This window comes from Pseudomonas sp. NPDC077408, from assembly GCF_050269105.1.
GTDB lineage: Bacteria > Pseudomonadota > Gammaproteobacteria > Pseudomonadales > Pseudomonadaceae > Stutzerimonas.
Window position 1 is genome coordinate 23,828 of record NZ_JBNNHS010000012.1, and the last position, 23,641, is coordinate 47,468.

At 62.9% G+C, this 23,641-nt stretch carries 15 protein-coding genes, 1 tRNA gene and 1 pseudogene; 7 read left to right on the plus strand and 10 right to left on the minus strand.

Going from position 1 to position 23,641, the window contains the following annotated elements:
* Nucleotide 1 precedes the first annotated feature (1 nt).
* Entirely contained in the window at nt 2-1,765 is a 1,764-nt protein-coding gene (locus ACQKEK_RS21095) for a sensor histidine kinase (RefSeq protein WP_499144272.1), read from the minus strand.
* A 217-nt stretch (nt 1,766-1,982) separates the two neighbouring features.
* On the opposite strand from ACQKEK_RS21095, the pseudogene ACQKEK_RS21100 reads away from it, so the two are divergent.
* The 3 genes and pseudogenes from ACQKEK_RS21100 to ACQKEK_RS21110 all read left to right on the plus strand — a co-directional run bounded on the left by ACQKEK_RS21100 (nt 1,983) and on the right by ACQKEK_RS21110 (nt 5,912).
* Nucleotides 1,983-3,186 (plus strand): annotated as a pseudogene (locus tag ACQKEK_RS21100) (HD-GYP domain-containing protein).
* Between the two features lie 372 nt (nt 3,187-3,558).
* Nucleotides 3,559-5,046, plus strand: a complete 1,488-nt coding sequence (locus ACQKEK_RS21105) for a SulP family inorganic anion transporter (protein ID WP_499144251.1) — start codon at nt 3,559-3,561, stop codon at nt 5,044-5,046.
* Nucleotides 5,047-5,060: 14 nt separating this feature from the next.
* Nucleotides 5,061-5,912, plus strand: coding sequence for a universal stress protein (locus tag ACQKEK_RS21110; RefSeq protein ID WP_128119661.1), 852 nt, complete (start codon nt 5,061-5,063; stop codon nt 5,910-5,912).
* A gap of 198 nt (nt 5,913-6,110) precedes the next feature.
* On the opposite strand, the gene cfaB is transcribed toward ACQKEK_RS21110, so the two are convergent.
* Nucleotides 6,111-7,292 carry a C17 cyclopropane fatty acid synthase CfaB gene (cfaB, locus tag ACQKEK_RS21115; RefSeq protein ID WP_499144250.1) on the minus strand — a complete coding sequence of 394 codons (1,182 nt, stop codon included), beginning with the start codon at nt 7,290-7,292 and terminating at the stop codon, nt 6,111-6,113.
* A gap of 269 nt (nt 7,293-7,561) precedes the next feature.
* Between cfaB and ACQKEK_RS21120 the strand changes: the two genes are divergently transcribed.
* Nucleotides 7,562-7,774 carry a DUF6434 domain-containing protein gene (locus ACQKEK_RS21120; protein WP_128119659.1) on the plus strand — a complete coding sequence of 71 codons (213 nt, stop codon included), beginning with the start codon at nt 7,562-7,564 and terminating at the stop codon, nt 7,772-7,774.
* Nucleotides 7,775-7,807: 33 nt separating this feature from the next.
* Here ACQKEK_RS21120 and ACQKEK_RS21125 read toward each other — a convergent pair.
* The 6 genes from ACQKEK_RS21125 to uvrD all read right to left on the minus strand — a co-directional run bounded on the left by ACQKEK_RS21125 (nt 7,808) and on the right by uvrD (nt 15,990).
* A tRNA-Sec gene (locus ACQKEK_RS21125) sits at nt 7,808-7,903 on the minus strand.
* Nucleotides 7,904-7,947: 44 nt separating this feature from the next.
* A complete protein-coding gene (gene selB, locus ACQKEK_RS21130) occupies nt 7,948-9,864 on the minus strand; it encodes a selenocysteine-specific translation elongation factor (RefSeq protein ID WP_499144249.1) in 1,917 nt (638 codons plus the stop codon).
* Nucleotides 9,861-11,270, minus strand: coding sequence for an L-seryl-tRNA(Sec) selenium transferase (selA, locus tag ACQKEK_RS21135; RefSeq protein WP_499144248.1), 1,410 nt, complete (start codon nt 11,268-11,270; stop codon nt 9,861-9,863). Before selA ends, selB begins: the two co-directional genes overlap by 4 nt.
* Before the next feature lie 384 nt (nt 11,271-11,654).
* A complete protein-coding gene (locus ACQKEK_RS21140) occupies nt 11,655-12,500 on the minus strand; it encodes a Tim44 domain-containing protein (RefSeq protein WP_064481234.1) in 846 nt (281 codons plus the stop codon).
* 135 nt (nt 12,501-12,635) lie between these two features.
* Complete coding sequence (locus tag ACQKEK_RS21145) at nt 12,636-13,745, minus strand: TRAP transporter substrate-binding protein (protein WP_499144247.1); 1,110 nt, start codon at nt 13,743-13,745, stop codon at nt 12,636-12,638.
* A 55-nt stretch (nt 13,746-13,800) separates the two neighbouring features.
* Nucleotides 13,801-15,990: a DNA helicase II gene (uvrD, locus tag ACQKEK_RS21150; RefSeq protein WP_128119641.1), complete on the minus strand. Its 2,190-nt coding sequence runs from the start codon at nt 15,988-15,990 to the stop codon at nt 13,801-13,803.
* A gap of 275 nt (nt 15,991-16,265) precedes the next feature.
* On the opposite strand from uvrD, the gene ACQKEK_RS21155 reads away from it, so the two are divergent.
* Nucleotides 16,266-19,106: a putative bifunctional diguanylate cyclase/phosphodiesterase gene (locus ACQKEK_RS21155; RefSeq protein ID WP_499144246.1), complete on the plus strand. Its 2,841-nt coding sequence runs from the start codon at nt 16,266-16,268 to the stop codon at nt 19,104-19,106.
* Nucleotides 19,107-19,265: 159 nt separating this feature from the next.
* Here the strand turns inward: ACQKEK_RS21155 and trhP are convergent, their stop codons facing one another.
* Nucleotides 19,266-20,636, minus strand: coding sequence for a prephenate-dependent tRNA uridine(34) hydroxylase TrhP (gene trhP / locus ACQKEK_RS21160; protein WP_499144245.1), 1,371 nt, complete (start codon nt 20,634-20,636; stop codon nt 19,266-19,268).
* Between the two features lie 186 nt (nt 20,637-20,822).
* Between trhP and ACQKEK_RS21165 the strand changes: the two genes are divergently transcribed.
* Together ACQKEK_RS21165 and ACQKEK_RS21170 are read left to right on the plus strand one after the other, a co-directional pair.
* Complete coding sequence (locus ACQKEK_RS21165; protein WP_463308616.1) at nt 20,823-21,290, plus strand: DUF2243 domain-containing protein; 468 nt, start codon at nt 20,823-20,825, stop codon at nt 21,288-21,290.
* Nucleotides 21,291-21,344: 54 nt separating this feature from the next.
* On the plus strand, nt 21,345-22,106 hold the full coding sequence (locus ACQKEK_RS21170; protein ID WP_499144244.1) for a cytochrome c oxidase assembly protein: 762 nt from the start codon (nt 21,345-21,347) through the stop codon (nt 22,104-22,106).
* A gap of 32 nt (nt 22,107-22,138) precedes the next feature.
* Here the strand turns inward: ACQKEK_RS21170 and ACQKEK_RS21175 are convergent, their stop codons facing one another.
* Nucleotides 22,139-23,569, minus strand: coding sequence for an aspartate kinase (locus ACQKEK_RS21175; protein WP_128119636.1), 1,431 nt, complete (start codon nt 23,567-23,569; stop codon nt 22,139-22,141).
* Nucleotides 23,570-23,641 lie beyond the last annotated feature (72 nt).

Here is a 23,641-nt window from a genome sequence, read left to right on the forward strand (position 1 = left end):
TCTACTCGTCGCCATGCGATTCGGCCGCCGGCAGATGCAGCTCGAATACGGCGCCCTGCGCATCGTTGTGCACGCTGAGGCTGCCGCCAAGGTCGCGTACGATGCCGTAGGAGACGGCAAGGCCGAGGCCGAGCCCGTGGCCGACCGGTTTGGTGGTGAAGAACGGCTCGAAGACCTGATCCAGATGCGCATCAGCGATGCCACCACCGCTGTCGGCAACACTCAGCGTCCAGCCGTCGCCCTGCGGCTGGCAGATGATGCGCAGCGTTTTGGTCTCGGCATTGCACATGGCATCCAGCGCGTTGGTCAGCAGGTTGATCAGCACCTGCTCCAGGCGAATCGCATCGCCATTGACCCAGGCCTCAGACGGCACCTGACAGATCACCTCGACGCGTTCGCTGCGAATGCGCGGGCCGAGCAATTGCAGCGCCTGGTCCAGTACCTCGGCCAGGCTCAATCGTTGGCGCAGCCCGGCGGGGCTCTTGCGCGCGAAGGTCTTCAGGTGACTGGTCAGCGCGGCCATGCGTTCGAGCAGGCCTTCGACCTGGCCGATGCCTTCGCGCACGGCGTCGGTGCGGCCGCTGTCCAGCAGCAACCGCTGGCTGGCGAGCTGCATGCGCAGGGCGGTCAGTGGCTGGTTGATTTCGTGGGCGAGGGCGGCTGACATCTGCCCCAGCGCGGCCATGCGCGCGGCATGCACCAGTTCATCCTGTGCCGTGTTCAGCTCGCGGGTACGTTCCTCTACCAGGCGCTCCAGCTCGTTGCGGCTGCGTCGCTCCACACGCAGGGTCTTGCGCCGCTGGGCCAGGTACAAGAGCAGGAACGCCAGCGTCATCCAGACGCCCGCCGCGGCCAGGCGATAGCTGCGGACGTTGGCGGCCACCAGTTGCGGCTCCTGCAATAGGTGCAGGGTCCAGTCTTCTTCCGGTAGAGCCAGGCGTTGCCAGAGGTAGTCGCGGCGGCCATCGGGGCCGTCGACCAGGCGTCGCTCGCTGTTATCGGCGATACGCTGCAGGCTTTGGCTGGCCAGCGGCTGCAGGTTCTGTTCGGCGTAGCGGCGGACCGCGACGAGGCGGTCGCGCACGGCGTCGCTGAGCGGGCGCAGGTAACGGAAGCGCCAGGCCGGACGGTTGGTCAGGATGACGATGTCCAGCGAGTCGGAGATCAGCAGGATGCCGGACTGCCCGACCCATTCTCGCTGCATGTCTTCAAGTTCGAGCTTGACCACCAGGACGCCGATCACCTCGCCGTTGGCATTCTTGACCGAACTGGAGAGGAAATAGCCGGGGATGCCGGTGGTCACGCCGACGGCGAAGTAGCGGCCCGAGTCGTTGGCCACCGCATCGATGAAATAGGGCCGAAAGGCGTAGTTGTTACCGACGAAGCTGCTCCAGTCGCGCCAGTTGCTGGCCGCCAGGGTTTCGCCATGGCGGTCGAGCAGGTACAGCACCGAGGAGCCCGCGGCCTGATTCTGCTCCTCCAGCCGATGATTGAGCTGCTCACGCAAGGCCTGGTCGCTGGGGTTGTTCAGCAGCGCCTGAATGTCACTGTCGAGCGCCAGCAGCGCGGGCACCGAGCGGAAGCGTTGCACCTGGGTGTGGATCGCTTGGGCATATAACTCGAGCTGGCCTGCAGCTTCCTGGCTGCGCTCGGTCCAGGCACGTTGCTCGGCGATGCGCCCGGCCCAATACATGCTCAGCAGTAGCCCGGCCAGAATAAGCGAGGTGATCAGGGCGACGCGGTAGCGGCTGGTCTGGGCTGGCATGGTCGGCTCGGGCAGTGATGCCGCATGGTAATGCAGCGCATGTCCTGTGATGAAAAGCCTGTACATATATTTCATGTTGTACAGTTATCCTGATAGAGGCACTATGATGCCAACGCGCGACTTTATCGAGTTGCTCGATCAGCAAGGACGCTACTGTCAGTAGTGGCCACCTCGGCAAGGTGGCCAGCTCCTTGTTTCGTATTGCCTCGAGGTGCCCATGCTGAAGAAGATTCCTGCCGATGCGGTGCGTTTAGGCATGTATCTCCACGCATTCGAAGGCAGCTGGCTTTCGCATCCGTTCTGGAAAAATAAGTTCATCCTCGACGATCCTGAAGATGTGCAGCGTCTGCACCAGAGCGGGCTGACGGCCGTTTGGATCGACCCTAGCAAGGGCGTCGATGTCGTCGATCCGGCGGTGGTGCTGTCCACGACGCCGGCCTCGACTCCTCCGCCTGAAGCGCCTACCGCTCCGGTCGTGGCGCGCTGCAGTGCGCGTGATGAACTGCAGCGCGCTGCCCGCGTGCTCAACCGCTCGAAGAAGGCGATCACCGAACTGTTCAACGAGGCACGGCTGGGCAATGCGATCAGCGTCGAAAGCTGCCTGCCGTTGGTGGCGGAGATCAGCGACTCGTTGGCGCGCAACAGCTCGGCGCTGATCGGCCTGGCGCGGCTCAAGCACAAGGACGAATACACCTACATGCACTCGGTGGCCGTTTGCGCCCTGATGGTTTCGCTGGCCCGCCAGCTCGCTCGGCCTGAGCGAAGACGTCGTGCGTGAGGCGGGGCTGGCGGGGTTGTTACACGACGTGGGCAAGATGGCCATGCCAGTGGAGGTACTGAACAAACCCGGCAGCCTGACCGATGCCGAATTCGCCGTGATGCGCAGCCATCCCGAGCGGGGGCATGCGCTGCTGCTGGCAGCAGGGTCAATTCCCGCATCCGCACTGGATGTCTGCTTGCACCATCATGAGAAATACGACGGCAGCGGCTATCCGCATCGCGTGCAAGGCGAGGCCATCAGCCTGTTCGCGCGGATGGGTGCGGTCTGCGATGTATATGACGCCATCACCTCCAACCGTCCTTATAAAAAGGCATGGAACCCGGCGGAGTCGCTGGCCCGCATGGCGCAATGGACTGGCCACTTCGATACCCAGGTGTTTCACGCCTTTGTGCGCTCGGTGGGCATCTATCCGCTCGGCTCCTTGGTGCGGTTGGAATCCGGCCGGCTCGGCGTGGTGATTGACCAGCACCCGGAAAAACTCACCGAACCGCTGGTACGGGTGTTCTTCTCGGCAAAGGCCAAGACGCCAATCCAGCAGCTGGACCTGGACCTGTCTCGGCCGGGTGCGAACGACCGCATCGTGGGCCGGGAAGATCCTGCGCAGTGGGGCTTCGGCAACCTCGATGACTTCTGGCGGTAGGCCGGTCATGCCGGATTTGGAGGCACTCGACCAGATCCGTAGGGCGCGTCGGGCGCGACGGCGGAGGCTCTGACGGCCGCTGTGGGTCGCGCCAGACGGCTTGCTGCGCTATCATCCGCGGCCTGTTTTCAGCGGCTTCGAGCTGTCGAAGCCCGCCACCGAGTAAGACCTGTCACATGATTTGGTTGCCCAGTCCGCCTTAGCGCAATGCCCCCGCCTTGCCGCGATCGCTTGTAATCGGATGCAGGCGCACACGGCTGCACGCACGTCGCATGTGCGCGAATCGCACGTTAATCGAAATCAGAAACTAGCCTTGTATCAACCGCGTGCCGCCTCCGGCCTGCCTGCGATGCCTTTGCTCCGGAAATCACCATGCTTCATTCACTGAAACAAAACTGGTTCTGCAACATTCGTGGCGACGTGCTCGCCGGTCTCGTCGTCGCCCTGGCGCTCATTCCAGAAGCGATCGCCTTCTCGATCATCGCCGGGGTCGACCCACGCGTCGGCCTTTATGCCTCTTTCTGCATCGCTGTGGTGATTGCCTTCGTCGGCGGCCGACCGGGGATGATTTCCGCGGCCACCGGCGCCATGGCGCTGCTGATGGTGACGCTGGTGCGCGAGCATGGCCTGCAGTACCTGCTGGCGGCCACATTGTTGTGCGGCGTGCTGCAAATCGGCGCCGGTTACCTGCGCCTCGGCTCGCTGATGCGCTTCGTCTCGCGTTCGGTGGTCACCGGCTTCGTCAACGCGCTGGCGATTCTGATTTTCATGGCGCAGCTGCCGGAGCTGACGAACGTCACCTGGCACGTCTACGCCATGACCGCCGCCGGGCTGGGCATCATCTACCTGTTCCCCTATGTGCCGAAGATCGGGCGGATCATTCCGTCACCGCTGGTGTGCATCCTCGCGCTGACCGCCGTCGCCATGTACATGGGCCTGGATATCCGCACCGTGGCCGACATGGGCGACCTGCCGGACACCCTGCCGATCTTCCTCTGGCCCGAAGTGCCGCTGACCTTCGAAACCCTCGCGATCATCTTTCCGTACTCCGCCGCGCTGGCCGTGGTTGGCCTGCTGGAATCGCTGATGACGGCGACTATCGTCGATGACCTGACCGATACCGGCAGCGACAAGAACCGCGAATGCAAAGGCCAGGGCGTCGCCAATATCGTCTCCGGACTGTTTGGTGGCATGGCTGGCTGCGCGATGATCGGCCAGTCAGTGATCAACGTGAAATCCGGCGGCCGCACCCGACTGTCGACCCTGATCGCCGGCGTCGTGCTGCTGCTGATGGTGGTGTTCCTCAGTGACTGGGTCGGTCAGATCCCCATGGCGGCGCTGGTTGCCGTGATGATCATGGTCTCCATCGGCACCTTTAGCTGGGACTCGCTGCGCAACCTCAAGCGCTACCCGCTCTCCACCAATATCGTCATGGTGGTGACCGTCGTGGTGGTGGTCTTTACCCATAACCTGGCGTACGGCGTGCTGGCTGGCGTGCTGCTGGCGGCGCTGTTCTTCGCCAACAAGGTCGGGCATTACCTGCACATCGGCTCGGAACTGGATGCCGAAGGCAACCAGCGCACCTACCGGGTCACGGGCCAGGTGTTCTTCAGCTCCTCGGACAAATTCACCGCCGCTTTCGACTTCAAGGAAGCGCTTTCCCGCATCATCATCGACCTGACCCATGCCCATTTCTGGGACATCACCGCCGTTGCGGCGCTCGACAAGGTCGTCGTCAAACTCCGCCGGGAAGGCACCGAGGTCGAGGTGCTGGGATTGAACGAAGCCAGCGCGACCATCGTCGACCGCTTCGGTGTCCACGATAAACCTGAAGCCATCGACAAGCTGATGAGCCACTGACCAGGAGAACAACAATGAACAACGTAATGGCTTGCATCGACGGCTCCCCTCAGGCCTCAGCCGTCTGCGATTGCGCCGCCTGGGCCAGCCGCCAGTTGGATGCACCGCTGACCCTGCTGCACGTGCTCGATCAGCAGCAGTACCCGGCGACCGGCAACCTCAGCGGCATCATCGGCCTCGGCAGCCGCGAATACCTGCTCGAAGAACTCGCCGCGCTGGATGAAAAGCGCAGCAAACTGGCGCTCGAAGAAGGCCGGATGATGCTCGACGCGGCCAAACATCGCGTCGTCGGCGCGGGCGTCGCGCAGCCGGAAGTGCGTCAGCGTCACGGCGATCTGGTGGAAAGCCTGCGTGATCTGGAATCCGATATCCGTCTATTGGTGATCGGCAAGCAGGGGGAGGACAGCGGCACCGACCTGCAACTCATCGGCAGCCAGCTGGAGAGCGTGATCCGCACCCTGCACCGGCCGATCCTGGTCACCCCGGCGAGCTTCTCTGTGCCCACCAGCGTCATGCTCGCCTTCGATGGCAGCGCTACCACCCGCAAGGGCGTGGAAATGCTGGCCTCCAGCCCGCTGTTCAAAGGCATACCGATCCATCTGGTGATGGTCGGCGAGGATACCGGCGACAGCCGCACCCTGCTGGAATCTGCGCGCGATGCGCTGGTGGCGGCCGGGTTCGAGGTGCACATCGCTATCCGTGCCGGCGAAGTCGAACCTACGCTGCATGCCTATCAGGCCGAGCACAACATCGGCCTGCTGGTGATGGGCGCCTACGGGCATTCGCGCATTCGCCAGTTCCTCGTCGGCAGCACCACCACCAGCATGATCCGCTCCGCCACCACGCCGTTGTTATTGCTGCGCTGAGGGCGCCAGGTCGCCGATAAAAGCAAACGCTTCGCCCCGAGGGCGGGCCTCCCACTTCAGCTCTTATTGCAGAACCTGAGGGAGGCGCGACCCGCGGCGAATGGCAGTCCCGGATCTGCCTCGGGGCCGCAGATCGCCGCCCTGACTGGCTGCCATCGTTGATCGGCCGGGGTTCAAGGATGCGATCAAGCGGATTTACTATCGGTAGATATCAGCCCGTGACCAGGGCAGCTCGTGAGAGCCATCGGGCAGCGGCTTGCTGGCCAGGATCTGATGCAGGTTGATCCAGTTGCGCCGGAAGCCGTAGGCACAGCCCGCAAGATAAACCCGCCAGATACGCAGCGCTCGCTCGGGGACCATCCGCTGCGCCTCGTCCAGCCGCGCCTCCAGCCGCTCGCTCCAGAAGTGCAGCGTGCGCGCGTAATGCAGGCGCAGGCTTTCCACATCGACGATTTCCAGTCCTGACTCGCTGATGCAGGCGCCGATCTTCACCAGATGCGGCAGCTCGCCATGGGGAAAGACGTAGCGGTCGATGAACTCGCCAGCACCATGGGCCACGGGCCGGCCGTCGATATGACGCGAGGTGATGCCATGGTTGAGCACCAGCCCACCCGGCCTAACCACCTCTGATAACTGCGTGCAGTACAGCGGCATGTTCTCGTGACCGACATGCTCGAACATGCCGACACTGACTACCTTGTCGAACTGGCCCTCGGTGGCCAGATCGCGGTAGTCCATCAGCTCCAGCTGCACCTGATATTCAAGTCCCTCAGCGGCGACCCGCTCGCGCCCTAACTTCAGCTGCTCACGGCTGAGTGTGATGCCGAGCACCTGTGCGCCATACTCGCGCGCCGCAAAACGCGCCAGGCCGCCCCAGCCGCAACCGACATCGAGGAGACGGTCGCCGGGTTTCAGTCGCAGCTTGCGACACAGATGCTGCAGCTTGGCCTGTTGCGCCTGGTCGAGATCTTCATTCCCCGTCTCGAAATAGCCGCAGGAATAGACCATGTCGCGGTCCAGCCAGAGCTGGTAAAACTCATTCGAAAGGTCGTAATGGTAGGAGATGGCCTCGGCGTCGGTTGCCTTATCGTGGGCTTCACGCACCGGCGGCGCGGAATGTGAGCCGCCCAGTGCCCGGCTGATCTCGTCGCCGATCCGGATCACCTCTTCCAGCGGGCCGTGGAGATCGACCTTGCCCTCGACGTAAGCGCCGCCAAGCAAGGCCAGGCTGGGGTGGGCCAGCTGCGGAATCAGGTTGGGGTCTTTGATCTCCAGTGTCACGCTGGGGGCGGGCCCGAGATCGATCTCGTTGCCGTCCCAAAGCCGCAGACGCAACGGCAACTCCAATTCTCGCAAGGTAGGAAGCAATGTGGCCAACATGCTCGTTCTCCTAGATTTGGCGTGCATGAAGCCTAGCCCAGCTTTTTTCCGCTTGCGCTCCATCGACCGATGGTTTCGGCTATCGGGAGATGGACGGAAGTGATTCGAGCAATGTTAGGGGTGACGGCCGTTTGCGGAAGCCTTCGCGCTAGATGCAGTGGGCTTTGCAGGCGGTAACCTGTCGCTAGAGCGACAGCGATAAACCTGTTTCGTGTACTCCTGTTGGAACCTACGGCCTGTTTGGCGTGCGAACAATAAAAGGCAAAGCGATGACCCATTTCGACTGGCATAGCGATCAGATAACGAACGAAACAGTGGTAACTGCCAGCTATAGAAACACGCAGAACGTACGAAGGTTCATGGCCGAGGCTTGCGGGCCCGATTTCAAGTTCGACCGTGATTTTATGGGCTGGATAAAGGATGGAACATCCAAAACCATGGGGCAGGTAGCCCGCGAGTGGCTGCGACGTCATAAGCGCTGACGCGCTGCCCGGTTAACGAGGCTGCTTCGAAGATGGCGGAAGGCAGTGGGAGTCGAACCCACCCAGGAACGGCTGCCGCCCCCAACCGGGTTTGAAGCCCGGCCGCACCACCGGGTGCGATTGCCTTCCAGCGAGGCCTCGAATGAGGTCTGGACTGGAGGTTAACAAGCAGCCTACCTGACCTCGGGCTCCGAGGCCAAGGCGCTGTCGCGTCGCACCTTGCGTTCGTTGCCGAACCGACGGGTAAGGCCGATGCGGTCGAAATGTTCGAGCAGTTGGATGCTGCGTTTACGGCCCAGTTGGATCTGGTCGCGGAAGGCGGCGGCGCGGATCACGCCGGACTGGCGCTCCATGTCCAGTACCTGGCTGGCCAGTTGGCGGATGGTTGCATCGGGGTAGAAGAGGTCTTTGACGACCTGCTGCAACTCGCCGATGCGCGAAAGCTTGCGCAGCAGGTGCCGGATGCGGTCCTCCTCGACATTCAGCGCGCTGGCGAGGTCGCGAACCCAGGGCGGGTTGAAACGAGCCGCTTCGAGCAATGGCCAGAGTTGGGCCTTCAGGGCTTCTTCTTGCTCGCTCAGGCGAACCCGGTGTCCGGGAAGGTGCAGCCACGGGCCGCTGGCTTCGATGGTGCCAACCGCCAGCAGGCTTTCCAGCAGTGCCAGGTAGACCGGTCGCTCAAGCTGAGGTAGGGCGTAGCGGCGCAGGCGATCACGATCCGGCCCAAGTTCGTCCGGTTGGGTTTCGTGAAAGCGCTGCAGGGCCGCTACCAGGCTTTGGCCGAGGTAGTCCCAAGTGCCGCGTTCGAACAGTCTCGGGCCCTGCCGCGTATCAATCTCCAGCGCTTCGTCTGGCAGCCGCCAGGTCTGCCGAGGACGATTGAATTGCCGCTCCAGCAAGGCGGGGTCCAAACCGTTCAGGGCGCTTGGCAGCAGCCCCGGCAAAATGTCTTCCAGTGTGTCGCCGGCCAGCGCGCGCAGCACCGCAAGGCGCGCCTGACGGTGTCGATTGCGCGGCGGTGCGAAGGGGTCGAGGACACGGCCGCCGCCAAGGGTGCGCTGGGCGGATTGATCGCGCAGCACCACGCGGTCGCCATGCACGGCATGCGCGGGGGCATTGAGCAGCAACTGGGCATGCACGTGCCCACCGGGAGCCAGACATTCGCCTTCTAGCAGGGCGATACGGCCGGTCACATCTTGGGCGCCCAGGTGGACGTGTACCGGTGTCCAGTGGCGCAGCTCACGGGTTTCGCTGGGAAGGAGCGTGAATTCGATGTCGATACGCTGGCTGCCGGCCTGCAGTTCGGGCGTCACCAGCCAATCGCCGCGCCTGATATCAGCTACCGAGAGCCGCTCACCGCTGAGGTTGAGGGCGACGCGCTGGCCAGCCTTAGCCTCCTGGGCCTTCTGATTCTGCGCATGCAGCCCGCGGACGCGGACCTCGCGGCCGGATGGCCCCAGACTCAGTTCGTCACCCACCTTGACGCGACCTGCGAAGGCGGTGCCGGTCACGACCACGCCAGCGCCAGTCACGCTAAACGCCCGGTCGATGGAGAGGCGGAAATGCCCGTCTTCCCGGCGCGCCTGCACTTCGCTGGCCTGCTCGAGCAACTGTGTGCGAAGCGCGTCGACGCCTTCGCCGGACACGCTGGACACCGGAAGGATCGGCGCGCCGCAGAGCGGCCCAGCCTCCAGCAGCGCTTCGACTTGCAGCTGCACTTCGGCGATGCGCGATGGCTCGACCCGGTCGATTTTGGTCAGTGCCACCAGTGCACGACGAATGCCCAGCAGCTCGACGATGGCCAGGTGCTCGCGGGTCTGCGGCATAACGCCGTCATCTGCGGCGACGACCAGCAGCACGCAGTCGATACCGCAGGCCCCGGCAAGCATGTTATGCACGAAGCGTTCATGACCGGGCACGTCGATGAAACCGGTCAGGTCGGGTTCGCCCAGCGAGGCATAGAGGTAGCCGAGATCGATGGTAATGCCGCGCAGACGTTCTTCCTGGCGCCGGTCGCCGGCCTGCCCGGTCAACGCCTGGAGCAGAGCCGTCTTGCCATGGTCGATGTGTCCCGCGGTGCCGATGATCATGATGCCAGCGCCTGCTCGAGTTGCGGAAGCTGTCCGAGAAATGCCGGCTCGTCATCCAACTGGCGCAGGTCGAGCCAGAGCGCGTCTTCGGCCACTCGACCCAGAACCGGGATCGGCAGGTCACGCAGCGCCTCTTCCAGCAAGCGCAGGCTGCGCCCACGCAGACGCCTGGGTTGTTGCGGGCGAATGCACAAGGCTGCGCTCGGCAGGCGCGCCACGGGTTGTGCACCACTGCCGATCATGCCAAGGGCGTCTTCAACCGCGACCTGCCATGACTCGCCCAAGGCGCAGGTCAGCGCCGGTGCCAGGCGTTCGGCCTGGATGCGGATGTCCGGCTGCGGACGGCTGAGCAGGCGCAGGCTGGTCAGTCGTTCACCGAGGCGATCTGGATCGCGATAGAGGTTGAGTACCGCTTCCAGTGCGGCAAGGGTCAGCTTGTCGACGCGCAGGGCGCGCTTGAGCGGGTTTTTCTTGATCTTCTGGATCAGCTCGCGGCTGCCGACGATCAGCCCTGCCTGCGGCCCCCCGAGCAGCTTGTCGCCACTGAAGGTGACGATGTCGGCGCCATCACGCAGGGCTTCCTGCACAGTGGGTTCCTTGGGCAGGCCCCAGCGCGAAAGGTCGACCAGGCTGCCGCTGCCGAGATCTTCTAGTAGCGGCAGACCGTGCGCATGGGCAATCTGTGCCAGCTCGGCGGTAGCGACGCTGGCGGTGAAGCCCTGCACGCTGTAATTGCTGGTGTGCACGCGCATCAGCAACCCACTGCGGGGGTTAATCGCGGCTTCGTAATCCCTGGCGTGGGTGCGGTTGGTGGTGCCCACCTCGTGCAGCTTCACGCCAGCGCGGGCCATGATGTCGGGGATGCGAAAGGCGCCGCCGATCTCGATCAGCTCGCCGCGGGAAATGATGCCTTCCTTGCGCGCGCCAAGGCTGTTCAGCGCAAGCAGCACGGCGGCGGCGTTGTTGTTCACCACGGTGACGGCTTCAGCGCCGGTCAATTCGCGGATCATGTCTTCGATGAGGTCGTCGCGGTCGCCGCGCTTGCCCGTCGCCAGGTCGAACTCCAGGTTCAGCGGATAGCGCGCCGCCAGAGTGATCGCCTCGATGGCTTCATCCGGCAGCAGCGCGCGGCCTAGATTGGTGTGCAGCACCGTGCCAGTCAGGTTAAAAACGCGTCGTACTCGGCTGCGGTGCTGATTGGCGAGCCGTTCGCCCGCGCGGCCTGCAAGCACTGCTTCGGACAGCTCCAGCGCCGCCAGCTGACCGTGGCGGGCCGGTTCTCGCAATTCTTCGAGCAGATCGCGCAGGGTGCCGAGCAGGGCGTCGCGGCCGTAACGCTGTTTCAGCGGCGCACAGGCGGGAGCGCGCAGCAGCTTGTCGACGGAAGGTAGGCGAACGCTATTCATCGTGGGTGTACGCAGTACTGGCGTGCGGTGAACACACCGCCCTGACTACAGCAGTGGCGCCAACCCTTGTTTCGATGCTGCCTGACACGCAGGACCTCTCGACTATTGCTGTTATGCGAACAGCATAGACGTCCATTTGCTGGCAGGGTTCAGATGGCCTCGCCAGGATGGGCAAGGGTTGGAGCCGGTGGAGGTGTGTTGGATCGGCGTGCTGACAGGCGCTATAGGGCAGCCTCTATTCAGCCATGGGCGGCGGTCGGGCAGGGCCCTGCTGGCTCGTTGCGTTCAGGAAGCAAAGCAAGCGCTCAATAAAAAGCCCCGCCAGTACGGCGGGGCTCTTTATCAAACGACTCTGTGCATAGCGGAGTCGCGTCAAACCTCAGCTCAGGCGTTCTGGCGGATGCCGGCCACCAGCCAAGGCTGGTTCTCGCCCTGTGCACGCTCCATGCGCCAGCTTTCGCTGAACGGCTCGCCCTGGTCGAAGCGTGAGTTCTTCGACACGCCTACGAACGTCAGGGTGGCGACGGTCTTGTCGGCCTGATCATCCACGCCATCGAGCTGAATCTGCAGGTCGTCAACGTAGGTAGATTGATAGGCGTCGCCGATCTCGGCACGTTCGCGCTGGAGGAATTCGAACAGCTGCGGCGTGACGAACTCGCTGATCTTGTCCATCTCGTTGGCATCCCAATGCTGTTGCAGGGAGATGAAATGTTCGCGAGCGGCCGCCACGAAGTTCTGCTCGTTGAACCAGGCCGGCGCGTTGATCACCGGTGCGGCAGCCGGACGTGCAGCGCTAGCGCCGCCGAAAATCGATTGCTGGGCAGGCATTTCGCGCTGCATCGGTGCGTTTCCGTGTCCGGCCATGGCCGGTTGTTGCTGGCGACGACGCGCCGCAAGGAATCGGAACAACAGGAAGGCAATGCCGCCGAAGATCAGGATGTCCATGAACTGGATGCCTTCGAAGCCATCGCCCATGAACATCGAAGCCAGCAGGCCACCTGCGGCGAGACCGGCCAGCGGGCCGAGCCAACGCGACGCGCCACTGGCAGCTGCGGGAGTTTGACGGCCAGCCTGGTTGGGCGCCGCCTGAGTTTGTTGGGGTGCCTGGCGAGTCTGATGGCTGGGCGCCGAGCCGAAGCTCTTGCCGCCACCGAAGCGCTTGGCGTGAACGTCGAGGCTGAAGGTCAGGCTGATACACAGGGCCATGAAAATGCTGAGCACACGTTGCATTTGGTATTCCTGAATGGATGATGATACGGCGCTGATGGTGCATGGCCCGGTGCGGGCACGCCAGTCATAGAGTGTTTCGGGCTTTTGCTTCGTTGCGCTTGCCGGCTCACCGACAAGCGCAACGGATCGTCTGACTCAACGCCAGTTGTACAACTCTTTCTCGGAGATCTCGTGCATCGGCTTGACCTGCGCCTGGAACGCCTTCATTGAGGCCCAGATGCGGCCATTCAGCTCGCTTTGTGCGGCCAGTTCGCCAAGGACGACGTCGGACTGCTCGCGCATGGCGTTCAGCACCTCGTCAGGGAAGCGCTTGAGTTGCGTACCTTGTTGCTTAAGCTGCTCGAGCGCCATGGCGTTGTTATAAACGTAATCGTCGATCATGTCGCGGCTGGCGGCGCCGGCCGCCTCGGTGAGGATGGCGCGCAAGTCGTCCGGCAGGGTGTCGAGCGCCTTCTGGTTGATCAACAGCTCCAGCACGGCCTGGGGCTCCTGCCAGCCGGGGTAGTAGTAGTACTTGGCGGCCTTGTGCAGACCAAAGGCGAGGTCGTTGTACGGGCTGACCCAGTCGGTGGCGTCGATCGCGCCGGTTTGTAGCGCGGTGAACACTTCACCGCCAGGCATGTTGACGGTGGTCGCGCCGAGACGGGTCAGCACTTCGCCGCCCAGGCCTGGGGTGCGGATCTTCAGGCCCTGCAGGTCCTGCAGCGAGTTGATTTCCTTGTTGAACCAACCGCCCATCTGCATGCCGGTGTTACCCACGACCATCGGCTTGACGCCATAGGGTGCGTAGGCTTCGTCCCAGAACTCCTGACCGCCGCCGCGGGTCAGCCAGGCGTTCATTTCACTGGTCGACAGGCCGAACGGAACCGAGGTGAAGAATTGCGCGGTGGGCACCTTGCCCTTCCAGTAGTAGGCCGCGCCATGGCCTAGCTCGGCGGTACCGCGCGAGACGGCATCAAACACTTCGAGGGCGGGAACCAGCTCACCTGCGGCATAAACCTTGATCGTCAGGCGACCATCGCTCATGGCCTCGACCCTATCGGCCAAGCGCTGGGCGGCAGTGCCCAGGCCCGGGTAGTTCTTCGGCCAGGCGGTGACCATTTTCCAGTTGTAGGTCTCGGGTGCTTCGCTGGCGGCGGCCTTCGGCTCGGCGGAGGGTTCGACTTTCTTTTCGTCGTTGCAGCCTGCAAGGCTGAGCGATGCAAGCAGGGCAGCAGCGGCACCAAACAAGTGACGGCGTTTCATGAATGGCTGTTCCTTTGGCGAATTTTATTAGTATGGATACAGGTTGACGTAAACGTCATAGCGGTTCCAGTTTGGCATAACTGAGCATCAACCACTTGCTTCCTTCACTTTCGAAATTCACCTGCACCCGCGCCTGGGCGCCGGAGCCTTCGAAATTGAGGATGGTGCCTTCGCCAAACAGCGAATGGCGGACGCGCTGACCGAGGTTGAACGGGGTATCCGGCACATTGGCGCCGTCGAACAGCGAGCCGCCACCCATGCCGCGTGTGTTGAAGCTGCGGCTGACTGTATTGCTCAGACGGACTTCGCTGATCAACGCTGGCGGCAATTCGCGGATGAAGCGCGAGATTTTATTGTAGGTCTCGCTCCCGTAGAGCCGACGGGTTTCTGCGTAGGTGACGATCAGCTGCTGCATGGCGCGGGTGATGCCGACGTAGGCCAGGCGGCGCTCCTCTTCCAGGCGGCCCGGTTCTTCCAGGCTCATCTTGTGCGGGAACAGGCCTTCTTCCATGCCGACCAGGAACACCAACGGAAACTCCAGGCCCTTGGCGCTGTGCAGGGTCATCAGCTGCACGCTATCTTCGTGGTCGCCGGCCTGCTGTTCACCGGCTTCCAGCGAGGCGTGATCAAGGAAGGCGGCGAGCGGTGTCTGCTCGTCTTCCTGGTCTTCGCTGTAGTTGTCGAAGGCGCGCGCAGCGGAGACCAGTTCCTCAAGGTTTTCCACCCGCGCCTGGGCTTTCTCACCTTTCTCGTCACGGTGGTACGCCAGCAGGCCGGACTGTTCGATGACCAGCTGCGCCATGTTGTGCAGCTGCATGCCCTCGACCTTCAGCGCGAGGGTATCGATCAGCTCGACGAAGCCGTTCAGCGCGCTCGCCGCGCGGCCCGACACCACCTTTGTGCCGACCGCCTGATGCAGCGCGGCCCACATCGAGCTTTCCTGCTGCCGGGCCAGCTGGCGAAGGCATTCGACAGTCTTCTCGCCGATGCCACGGGCCGGCACGTTGATTACCCGCTCCAGCGCCGCATCGTTGTCCCGTGCCTGAATCAGACGCAGGTAGGCCATGGCGTTCTTGATCTCGGCGCGCTCGAAGAAGCGCTGACCGCCGTAGATCCGATAGGGGATCCGCTCACGCAGCAAGGCTTCTTCGAGTACCCGCGACTGGGCGTTGGAGCGATAGAGGATGGCGATCTCGCTGCGGCTCATGCCGTCGCGGATCGCTTTCTCGATGCTCTCGACCACGTAGCGCGCCTCGTCGTGCTCGTTGAACGCGGCATACAGGCTGATCGGCTCGCCTTCGCAGCCTTCGGTCCACAGTTCCTTGCCCAGACGGCCCTGGTTGTTGGCGATCAGCGCGTTGGCGGCCTTGAGGATGCAGGCGGTGGAGCGGTAGTTCTGTTCCAGGCGGATGGTTACGGCGTCCTGGAAGTCTTCGCTGAACTGATGCAGGTTTTCCACCCGTGCGCCGCGCCAGCCGTAGATCGACTGGTCATCGTCGCCCACCACCATCAGACTGTCGCCGCCCTTGGCCAGCAAACGCAACCAGGCGTATTGAACGGCGTTGGTGTCCTGGAACTCGTCCACCAGGATGTGGCGGAAGCGGCGCTGGTAGTGATCCAGCAGGCCCGGGTTGTCACGCCAGAGGTCCAGCGCGCGCAGCAGCAATTCGGAAAAGTCGATGACGCCGGCGCGGGCACAGGCCTCTTCATAGCCCTGATAAATGCTCAGCATGGTCGCGAGGAACAGATCGCCGCTGGGCTGGATGTGCTTGGGCCGCAGACCTTCGTCCTTCTGCCCGTTGATCCACCACTGGGCCTGGCGCGCCGGCCAGCGCTGTTCGTCCAGGCCGAGCTCTCGGATGACCCGCTTGACCAGGCGCTGCTGATCGTCGGAATCGAGAATCTGGAAGTTCTGCGCCAGCTTTGCTTCCTGCCAGTGAGCGCGCAGCAGTCGGTGCGCTAACCCGTGGAAAGTGCCAACCCACATGCCTTGAGGGTTGACCTTCATCAGCTGCTCGATGCGCTGGCGCATCTCCGCCGCGGCCTTGTTGGTAAAGGTCACTGAAAGAATCGAGTGCAATGATGCGCGCTCGACCTGGTGCAGCCAGGCGATGCGGTGCACCAATACGCGGGTCTTGCCCGAGCCGGCACCAGCGAGGACCAATTGACGACCCAGCGGCGCGGCCACGGCCTGGCGTTGGGCATCGTTGAGGGAGTTCAGGAGGAGAGAGAGATCGTCATGCATGGGCGCCATTCTAGCCGGAAATCCGGCCGACCCGCTCGTGCAACGGACGGGCGCCAGTCAAGCGAGGGCTTGGTTGGGGGAGGACAGGAACCGCGCCGAGAGCCGGAGCGGGTCGTGGTCATCGACCTGTCGAAAATCCATCTGATCGATACCCGCGTATCGTCATCCACGGTCTTTGGTCGGAGAGACGATGACCAGACGCTAGCGTCGTGCCATTATCGAGGCGTGCTGAATGCACGCCTACTGCTCCAGACATCCATTACAAGAACAACCCGATGACCGATTCCGCACAAGCCAATCCGTCGGCGTCAATGGCCATGGAGGACCACGCCGCTTTCAACCTTGCAGAGCTTGATCAGCGGGCCGAGCGCACGCGGCTGCTCTATGAGGGCTCGCGGCTCGCGCTGCTGCTGATGATCATCACCAGCCTGGTATTCCCTGCCGTGCTCTGGACGGAAGGCCCGAAGCTGCAATTGGCGATCTGGTCTGGTGTGACCTTTGCACTCGCCCTGCTGAGGCTGCAGCAGACGCGCAGCTTCGCCAAGGCCAGCGCCGAGGAGCAGCAGCACCCCCGCTGGTATCGATCTTTCCTGCTGGCCAGTATCGCCAGCGCGGTGACGCTGGACTACGCGATCATCGAGCTGGCGCTAGACGGGCCATTCCTGCAACAAACGGTACTGCTCGGTTCGCTTGCCTCGGTGTTTTTTGCAGGCTGCGTGGCCTGCGGCGTATCGCTTCGCGCGTTCGGCGCCTTTGCCATCCCAGGGCTGCTTCCCGCTGCGGTGGTGCTGTTAAGCAGCGGCGAGCCCCACCTGCAGGGTTGGGGCGTGCTGGCGGCGATCGTGCTGCTGACGCTGAGCATGATTGCTTGGCAGATGAACAAAGTGGTTTCAGCCAGTCTGGCGCAACGTCTGCACAACCAGTTGCTGATTCGTCGCCTGGAAAGCATGCGTGGTGAAGCCTTCGAATTAAACGGCGAGCTGGCCCGGGAGATCGAGCAGCGACGCCATGCCGAGGTCCGGCTGCGAGAGGCTTTCGATGGGCTCGAGCGGCGGGTGATTGAGCGCACCGCTGCGCTGCGTGAAAGTGAGGCACGCCTGAGCCTGGCGCTGGAAGCCAGTGAGCTGGGCATGTGGGACTGGGACATGGCCAACGGTGAGGTCCATCACTCGAGAATGGATGTGGTTTTTGGTGTCGGCCTGAGTGACCGCCTGCTGCTGGCCGAGCAGCAGCGTCCCGAAGTGCATCCCGAAGATGGCCCGCGTGTACGGCAGGACATGATTGATCACCTGAAGGGCAAGACCGAAAGCTATGCCGTGCAATACCGGGCCATGCTCAACGACGGCAGTTCGATTTGGATCGAAGACCGCGGGCGTGTCACCGAGCGCGATGCTAATGGCCGGGCCTTGCGCATGATCGGTACCCGGCGAGACATCAGCGAGAGCCATCGCCAGGCCGAGCAATTGCGGTTGGCGGCCACGGTGTTCGAAGCGGCAGGTGAGGGCATGGCGATCATGGATCCCGAATTTCACCTGCTGGCAGTCAACCAGGCCTGCTGCACGCTGTCCGGTTTCAGCCGAGAGGAACTGATCGGACGAAGCGTCGCCCTGTTGGCGAGTTCCGAGGACAGCCGCCAGCAGTATTCGGTTATTCGCGAAAACCTGGCGCAGCACGGTATCTGGCAAGGCGAGCTGATCGAGACCCGCAAGAATGGCGAGGTGTACCCGCAATGGGCGCAGATGCGAGTGGTGCACGACCGGCACGGCAACGTCACCAACGTGGTCGCGTTCGTTTCCGATCTCAGCGTCAGGCGCCAGGTCGAGGAGCGTCTGCGTTACCTGACCCACTTCGACGAGCTCACCGGACTGGCCAATCGCAGCCTGCTCAAGGAGCGTCTGCACAGCGCCTGCGAGCGTAGCCGATGCAGCAATCGCGGGCTGGCGGTTTTGTATATCGATTTGGACCGTTTCAAGACGCTTAATGAAAGCCTTGGGCACGAGGCGGCTGATCAGCTGTTGCGCGAGGTCTCCCGCCGTCTGTCCCATACGTTGTCGGACGCCGACACCATTGCCCGTTTATCCGGTGACGAGTTCGTGGTGGTGCTCGAAGGTTACGGCAGCCTTGCCAGCCTGGCGCACAGCGGCAGCCGCCTGCTGTCGCGCATCAGCAAACCCATTCCGCTCGACGACCAGGAACTGGTCATCACCGCGTCCATCGGCGTCAGCCTGATGCCAGACAACTCGCGCGAGGCGACCTCGCTGCTGTTGCAGGCGAACATGGCCATGCAACATGCCAAACATCTCGGCGGCAACACCCTGCAGTTCTTCACCGAGCGCTTGCAGGTGTCGAGCCTGGAAAATCTCAAGCTTGAGAACCAACTGCGTCGCGCACTCGAGGAAGGCCAGCTGGAAGTCTTCTATCAACCGCGACTGAACGTGGCGGAAGACAGCCTGGATGCGGCCGAAGCACTGGTGCGCTGGCGGCATCCGCAGAAAGGCCTGATTGCGCCAGGCTTTTTCATTCCCCTGGCAGAAGAAACCGGGCTGATCATCCCGCTGGGTGAGTTTGTTCTGCGCGAAGCCTGCCGGCAGGCGCGTCAGTGGCAACTCGATGGGCTGGCCGCCATTCGGGTGTCGGTGAACCTGTCCGTTAAACAGTTGCGCCAGGGCAACTTCGTCAGCCTGGTGCGACAGGTACTGGAAGAGACCGGGTTGCCCGCCGACCGGCTCGAGCTGGAGCTGACCGAAAGTCAGCTGCTCGATGACATCGACAACGCGATCAACATCAGCCGCCAGTTACGCGCGCTGGGCGTGAAGCTGGCGATCGATGACTTTGGCACCGGCTATTCCTCGCTCAGCTACCTCAAGCGCTTCCCGGTGGACTACGTGAAGATCGATCGCTCGTTCATTTCCGAACTGGATCAGGTCGGAGAGGATTCAGCCATCGTCCGGGCCATCATCGCCATGGTCCATAGCCTGGAGCTGAAGGTCGTCGCCGAGGGCGTCGAAACCCAGGCACAGGCGGACTTCCTCAAGGCTCACGGCTGTGACGAGATGCAGGGTTACCTGATCAGCCGGCCAGTGCCGCCTGAGGAGTTCGTCAAACTCTTGGTTTGATGGTGCGGGCTGGGCTTTTGCGGACCGTAGGGTGGGCTTCAGCCCACCGCTTGTCTCTGCGCCACACCAGCTGCTGGTGGGCTGAAGCCCACCCTACGGCTGTCGCGGCGAAACCCGCCACGTGGTGGGGCGGGTCCTGAGCCAGCGCCGTGCTGGCGGCTAGCCGCGGGTGGTGCCGCCGTCCAGCTCCCGCATCACTAGCGCATACCGCAGGTCCACTGTTTCCGGGACCGGCAGGTAGAGCACGTGTCCGTCGCCGGGTGCCACATCGACACGTTCGCCGCGTTTGTTTTCCAACCCGTCCAGGCGGAAATTCAGGTTGCCCTGCGGCGTCATCAACTCCAGGCGATCGCCGACGGCGAAGCGGTTCTTGACGATCACTTCGGCGAGCCCGTTGCGCCGTTCACCGGTCATCTCCCCGACGAACTGCTGGCGCTCCGATAGCGAAAAGCCTCGCTCATAGTTCTGGTATTCGTCATGCACGTGACGACGCAGAAAGCCTTCGGTGTAGCCGCGGTGCGCGAGCGATTCCAAGGTGTCCATCAGTGACTTGTCGAAAGGTCTGCCTGCGACCGCATCGTCGATTGCCTTGCGATAGACCTGGGCGGTGCGCGCCACGTAGTAGTGGGATTTGGTCCGGCCTTCGATCTTCAGCGAATGCACGCCCATCTGTACCAGCCGCTCGACATGCTGGACGGCGCGCAAGTCCTTGGAATTCATGATGTAGGTGCCGTGCTCGTCCTCGAATGCTTCCATCATTTCGCCAGGACGGCTGCTGTCTTCGAGCAGGAAGACCTGATCGGTCGGCGCGCCGGCACCCAGGGTCGGCTGGATGGCGCCTGCTCCAAGCTGCTGCACGGGGATCGGCTGATACTGCTGGACGATATTGCCCAGCTCGTCTTCCTTGCCTTCGTGCGCCTTGTATTCCCAGCGGCAGGCGTTGGTGCAGGAACCCTGGTTGGGGTCGCGCTTGTTGATGTAGCCGGAGAGCAGGCAGCGTCCGGAATAGGCCATGCACAGCGCGCCGTGAACGAAGACCTCCAGCTCCATGCCCGGCACCTTTTCACGGATCTCGCCGATCTCTTCCAGCGACAGCTCGCGCGAGAGGATGGCGCGGGTGAGGCCCTGCTGGCGCCAGAACTCGACGCTGGCCCAGTTCACCGCGTTGGCCTGTACCGACAGGTGAATGGTCATCTCGGGGAAGTGTTGGCGAACCAGCATGATCAGACCGGGATCGGACATGATCAGCGCATCCGGGCCCATGGCGACCACCGGCTCGAGATCCTTGATGAAGGTGCGCAGCTTGGCGTTGTGCGGCGCGATGTTGACCACCACATAAAACTGCTTGCCCTGGGCATGCGCCTCGTCGATCCCCAGACGCAGGTTGGCGTGGTCGAATTCATTGTTGCGCACGCGCAGGCTGTAGCGCGGCTGCCCGGCGTAGACCGCGTCGGCGCCGTAGGCAAAGGCGTAGCGCATGGATTTCAGGGTGCCGGCGGGCGACAGCAGTTCGGTGCGAGGGTGGGTCATGGTGCGGTGGCTCTGTATACCAGCAGAAAGTGTGCGGATTCTACTGAGTTGGCCGGCGCTTTTCGCCCCGTCAGGTCAAGCCGATGGAGAACTCCTGAGGCTGACCCCAGTCACTCATAGACAGGGCTTGAGTCGAGCGTACCGAGTTCCGATGCAAGCCAACCCGTTAGCAGCCGGAGGCCCATCGTGAGCAAACACCCCGTCGATGCCAGAGGTAGTCTGATCGCGACGAGCTTTTTCGGGATTGGTTTGATGGCCGCCATCGACGAGATCGTCTTTCACCAGATACTCGCCTGGCACCATTTTTTCGACCGATCCACACAAACCGTCGGGCTGATATCTGACGGTCTGTTGCATTCAGCCGAGCTGCTGATGCTGGCCGCCGGCTTTTACCTGTTCGTGCAGCTGAGCAGCCGCCGCGCGGTGTCGCGCTTGCACGCTTGGGCCGGTTTGTTTCTTGGCGCAGGTGGCTTTCAACTGTTCGATGGGATCGTCGATCACAAGATTCTCCGGCTGCATCAGGTGCGCTACGTGGACAATCTTCTGCTCTACGACCTGGCGTGGAATGCATTTGGCGCGCTGCTGCTGGCGATAGGCTTCATGATCTGGCGAACAGCTCGGTCATCCCCTGCCTCGTTGCAAGGGGGTCGGTAGCCGGTGGCCCACGATACCCATCTACTCACCCTGGCCGGCACCTCGCTGCTGGTCTTGCTGACGCTGGCCCTCTGGTTTGCGTATGTTCTCGGTGTACGCGCGCAACGGCGGCGTCGAAAAACCTGGCATTGCTGGCGCACCGTCAGTTTCAGTCTGGGGTGCGGGCTTCTGGTGGCCGCGTTTTCGCCGTTTATGGTCGAGTGGGGCCATGCAGACCTGCGCGGGCACATGGCGCAGCATCTTCTGCTCGGCATGTTCGCGCCGATTGCGATGATGCTCGGCTCGCCGGGCACGCTGCTGTTGCGCAGTGTGCCGGCCGTGACCGCCCGACGAATTACCGAGTTTGCGGGCAGCGTGCCGGTGCGCTGCCTGAGCCATCCGGTGACCGCACTGATGTTGAATATCGGCGCGCTGTACATCCTCTATCTCACGCCGCTATACCAGCTGAGCTTCAGCGAACCCGTCCTGCATGTATGGCTGCATCTGCACTTCGTACTGGCGGGCTATCTTTTCAGCTGGTCGATTGCCGGACCGGACCCTGCGCCGCATCGCCCCGGCATGTGGTTGCGGCTGATCGTATTGTTCGTGGCGATTGCCGCTCATGCCGTGCTGGGCAAACTCATGTATGCCTACGGCTTTCCGCGCGACGCCGGCCACGACCTGGCGGAAATCGAAGCGGCTGCACAATTGATGTATTACGGCGGCGATCTCGCCGAGCTGTTGCTGGCGGTGGTGTTTTTTGCCACCTGGTATCGGCGGCGCAAGCTGGCCGGGTCCTCCAGCGACGGCGGACAGCAAACCGCCGACCCTGGCTAGAGCCAAGGCCGGCGGTCAGGTGCAGCCGTAGCTTAGGCTGCGGCGATCACATCACCGTGGTTTTCCGGCTCGATCAGCGCGCGGTGCAGGGCCGCGACGGCGTCGTCGTAGTCTTCCTCGTTGACCACACACTGCATCTCAACCTGTCGGATCGACTGATGCACCGCCTGTATGCTGATACCGGCACCGGCCAGGGCCGCGACGGTCTTGGCGAGGATGCCTTTGACCTTGAGGTCGGAGCCGATCGCCGAGACGATGGCAACGTTATGCACGGTCACTTCAGCAGCCGGGTACTTCTCCTCGATCAGTCGCGCGGCGCGGTTGATCAGCTTGCGCGAGCCCGACGCGTAGTAGGTGATGCTGTTGGCGTCGGAGTCCTTGTTGACCACGTAGAGGCGCAGCTGCTTGAGCAGCTTGCTGATCTCAATGTCGTAGCCGATGTCGCCGAGCATGTCCTGATCGAACACTTCGATGCCGAAGACATCCTTGCGCCCGGCGATAATCTCGACGCAGGGCCGCTCGCTCTTGTAGTCCTGGCTGATGAGCGTGCCGGCGTGGTCTGGCTCGAAGGCGTTCTTGATGCGCAGCTCGATGCCAGCACGACGCAGCGTCTTGGCCGCGCGCGGATGGATCGCTTCCATGCCCAGGTTCGACAACTGGTCGGCGACGTCGTAATTGGTACGGCCGATGGTGACCACCTTGTCCGCTCCGACCAGGTTCGGGTCGGCGCTGGAAAGGTGGAATTCCTTGTGGATGATCGCTTCACGGGCACCGGTAGCAGCGGCAATCTGAGCAAAGGTGATCTCGCTGTAACCGCGGTCGAAGGTGTTCATCAGGCCTTCGCTGCAGTGCGTGTAGCCGGTTGCGACCACCAGTTCGCGGGAGAGGTCGACCTCTTCGAAGCTATGGCGCACCATTTCTTCGAAGGGCAGCGGCGCGTCGCGATGCCAGCCGGTGAGGTCGACCATTTTCGCGTTGACGCCGCGATGCTTGAGCGCCAACACCGAGTTGAATGCCGAGTGCGCCTCGCCGAGGGAGGCGAGCATCTCGCGGACCTTCATCAGGTGCTCGTCGAGCTGGAAGTGGCCATAGGCACAGAGGCGCTGCAGGCTGCTCATGCACTCGCGGGCATCGTCAATGCGCGAGTTGATGAACTGGTTGGCGGCACGCAGCTCGAAGTCGCTGGCGAACAGCTCAGCGTTCTTGCCGAGCATGCGCTCGCGGACGATGTCCAGTGCATCGAGCCAGGCGCCCTCGTTGCGAGCGTCGGCGAAGCGTTGGTAGACGCCGGGTTCGCCAGTCTTCTTGTGTTCCAGCAGCAGGTTGGTCATGCCGCTGTAGGCTGAGACGACGAAGACGCGCTGATAGAGCTCGTCGCCTTCGCGTCCGCCGATAAAGATATTGTCCAATAGCTCGTCGAAGCGGCTCATGGATGTGCCGCCGATTTTTTCTACGGTATGCATCGATTCAACTTCCCGTCTTGGGGGTGAATTTTCATCCCTGGGCCGCCTCTCGGCCGCCAACAAAGAACAGGC

Excerpts from the sequence above, each read along its gene's own strand:
- ACQKEK_RS21095 (WP_499144272.1), bottom strand. The coding sequence starts at position 1,765 with ATGCCAGCCCAGACCAGCCGCTACCGCGTCGCCCTGATCACCTCGCTT.
- ACQKEK_RS21105 (WP_499144251.1), top strand. The coding sequence starts at position 3,559 with ATGCTTCATTCACTGAAACAAAACTGGTTCTGCAACATTCGTGGCGAC.
- ACQKEK_RS21110 (WP_128119661.1), top strand. The coding sequence starts at position 5,061 with ATGAACAACGTAATGGCTTGCATCGACGGCTCCCCTCAGGCCTCAGCC.
- cfaB (WP_499144250.1), bottom strand. The coding sequence starts at position 7,292 with ATGTTGGCCACATTGCTTCCTACCTTGCGAGAATTGGAGTTGCCGTTG.
- ACQKEK_RS21120 (WP_128119659.1), top strand. The coding sequence starts at position 7,562 with ATGACCCATTTCGACTGGCATAGCGATCAGATAACGAACGAAACAGTG.
- selB (WP_499144249.1), bottom strand. The coding sequence starts at position 9,864 with ATGATCATCGGCACCGCGGGACACATCGACCATGGCAAGACGGCTCTG.
- selA (WP_499144248.1), bottom strand. The coding sequence starts at position 11,270 with ATGAATAGCGTTCGCCTACCTTCCGTCGACAAGCTGCTGCGCGCTCCC.
- ACQKEK_RS21140 (WP_064481234.1), bottom strand. The coding sequence starts at position 12,500 with ATGCAACGTGTGCTCAGCATTTTCATGGCCCTGTGTATCAGCCTGACC.
- ACQKEK_RS21145 (WP_499144247.1), bottom strand. The coding sequence starts at position 13,745 with ATGAAACGCCGTCACTTGTTTGGTGCCGCTGCTGCCCTGCTTGCATCG.
- uvrD (WP_128119641.1), bottom strand. The coding sequence starts at position 15,990 with ATGCATGACGATCTCTCTCTCCTCCTGAACTCCCTCAACGATGCCCAA.
- ACQKEK_RS21155 (WP_499144246.1), top strand. The coding sequence starts at position 16,266 with ATGACCGATTCCGCACAAGCCAATCCGTCGGCGTCAATGGCCATGGAG.
- trhP (WP_499144245.1), bottom strand. The coding sequence starts at position 20,636 with ATGACCCACCCTCGCACCGAACTGCTGTCGCCCGCCGGCACCCTGAAA.
- ACQKEK_RS21175 (WP_128119636.1), bottom strand. The coding sequence starts at position 23,569 with ATGCATACCGTAGAAAAAATCGGCGGCACATCCATGAGCCGCTTCGAC.